Origin of the sequence: Haliscomenobacter sp., assembly GCF_040403615.1 — a bacterium.
Taxonomy (GTDB): domain Bacteria; phylum Bacteroidota; class Bacteroidia; order Chitinophagales; family Saprospiraceae; genus Haliscomenobacter.
The window spans coordinates 1-1,745 of record NZ_JBBAKG010000058.1; the positions used below are offsets into that span (position 1 = coordinate 1).

Below are 1,745 nucleotides of genomic sequence, written 5' to 3' on the forward strand. Positions count from 1 at the left end.
ACCGAAAAAGACAAAAACAAATCTGCTGATTAGATTACTATGATACCATACGGAAACAACTCACAAGGCTCGCAATACAACTTACAGGAAGCAGTGATACCTGGATTTCATGTATACCAAGCCAGAGTCAAAGTCAAAAACGAACTGTACACCAACTCCATGGATGTGGCCATATTTGCCAAGAATCCACAAATGGCACGCCAACTGCTGATGACGCAGTACGGCAAGGATTCAGTAATTACTAACGTAGTACAAATCGCCTGATATATAAGTGCATGATAGATATCTGCACAGTGGTATTTCAGGAAGAACTTGACATACTAAAAATACAAGCACGTAGCATAGAACGATACGGATATGACGTTGGTGTCATACGTGTTATATTAAATGACGACTCCGTTGTGGATCCCACCTGGTGGGGCAAATTGGCCAATCAAGTTGAAATCATACCCAGAAGTCGATTTGGATCCACATGGTGTGATAACGGTTGGGTCAGCCAACAGGTATTGAAGATTTTGGGCAGTGCTCAAGGATCTAATACCTGGTCCATAATACTAGATGCAAAAACTCTGCTAACAAAACAAATTGATATTTTTGATTCAACGGGGCGTCCGCAAGTAGGATCGTTGTCAATTCAAACAGTGTTTGAACCCAGTCGACAAATTATAAATCAATTGTTTGATATTGACATGCAACAGCAACTTGGGCCCGGTGGCGTGCCTTTTATTATAAACAATGCCCAAGCCCGTGCTTTGATTCAAGACGTGCAAATTATTACCAATGAAAATTTTGCCGAGTGGTTTCAATCGCAAGGAATGCTGACCGAGTTTATGTTATATTCAGGCTATCTACAATACAAAAATCTGACACACACTTTTTACGATACTAACACCACCGTAATTTTCTGTTGCAATGTGTGTCACAGTGAAGTGGCGATATGGGATAGAAAATACAGTCGCATGGAAAAGGCCACAGCAGTAGGGGTACATAGAAAAGCCTGGAGTCAACTGACTGATCAACAACAGCAACAGTATTGGGATTTTTTAAAGTCAAAGGATTTGTTATGAAGGCACTATGTCTTGTGGCACACCCCGACGACTGTGTGATATTTGGGTATAGTTATATACACAATCACCCAGAAATGGACTGGACCATTTGTTATCTAACTTATTGTGAGTGGGATCCACGTGGCCGTGAGCTTCAAGATTTTTGGCGCAAGCGAGGTATTGCTTGTGTATTCTTGGGCTACACAGATGACTATCGAGATATTGAAAATAAACAAATCAGTTTCAACCAAGAACAAGCATGTAGAGAAATTGGCAACATAATCACGCATTATGATCTAGTGCTAACACACAATGCACAAGGTGAGTACGGTCATCTGCATCATGTGTTTGTGCATGATTGTGCCCGTGAACATTCCAACTTGGTCACGTTTGCAGACACAAATAGTGGAACAGTGACTCACATTATACCCCCGAGCACATATGATCTAGCAGAGTTGCCACAACACGGCGACGTTATAAAAACTTTCTTTCCTGATGGTCAGCACAGGAATAATTACACAGAGGTAAACAAATGAAATTAATGGTAGCAGGCTGTAGTTTTAGCGCAGTGTCACAGGCCCTTCCAGGAACAAGTTGGAGTGAACGTTTAGCACAAAAACTTGGTGCGTGGGAATTGGTCAATCTTGCTAGACAAGGGTGTTCGAACGGCGGCATCCGAATTCAAATGGACGAGATACG

At 41.8% G+C, this 1,745-nt stretch carries 3 protein-coding genes; all 3 read left to right on the top strand.

Annotated features, from left to right (window positions below; translation table 11 throughout):
- The first annotated feature begins 39 nt into the window (after nt 1–39).
- The 3 genes from ABW391_RS17930 to ABW391_RS17940 are packed head-to-tail and all read left to right on the top strand — an operon-like array spanning nt 40 to nt 1,582.
- Entirely contained in the window at nt 40–264 is a 225-nt protein-coding gene (locus tag ABW391_RS17930) for a hypothetical protein (RefSeq protein WP_353483281.1), read from the top strand.
- Nucleotides 265–275: 11 nt separating this feature from the next.
- Complete coding sequence (locus tag ABW391_RS17935) at nt 276–1,067, top strand: DUF6492 family protein (protein WP_353483282.1); 792 nt, start codon at nt 276–278, stop codon at nt 1,065–1,067.
- Nucleotides 1,064–1,582: a PIG-L family deacetylase gene (locus ABW391_RS17940; RefSeq protein ID WP_353483283.1), complete on the top strand. Its 519-nt coding sequence runs from the start codon at nt 1,064–1,066 to the stop codon at nt 1,580–1,582. The genes ABW391_RS17935 and ABW391_RS17940 overlap by 4 nt, the downstream gene beginning before the upstream one ends.
- Nucleotides 1,583–1,745 lie beyond the last annotated feature (163 nt).

What these genes read in the sequence shown, in the direction of transcription:
- ABW391_RS17930 (WP_353483281.1), top strand. Translation starts at nt 40, where the DNA reads ATGATACCATACGGAAACAACTCACAAGGCTCGCAATACAACTTACAG.
- ABW391_RS17935 (WP_353483282.1), top strand. Translation starts at nt 276, where the DNA reads ATGATAGATATCTGCACAGTGGTATTTCAGGAAGAACTTGACATACTA.
- ABW391_RS17940 (WP_353483283.1), top strand. Translation starts at nt 1,064, where the DNA reads ATGAAGGCACTATGTCTTGTGGCACACCCCGACGACTGTGTGATATTT.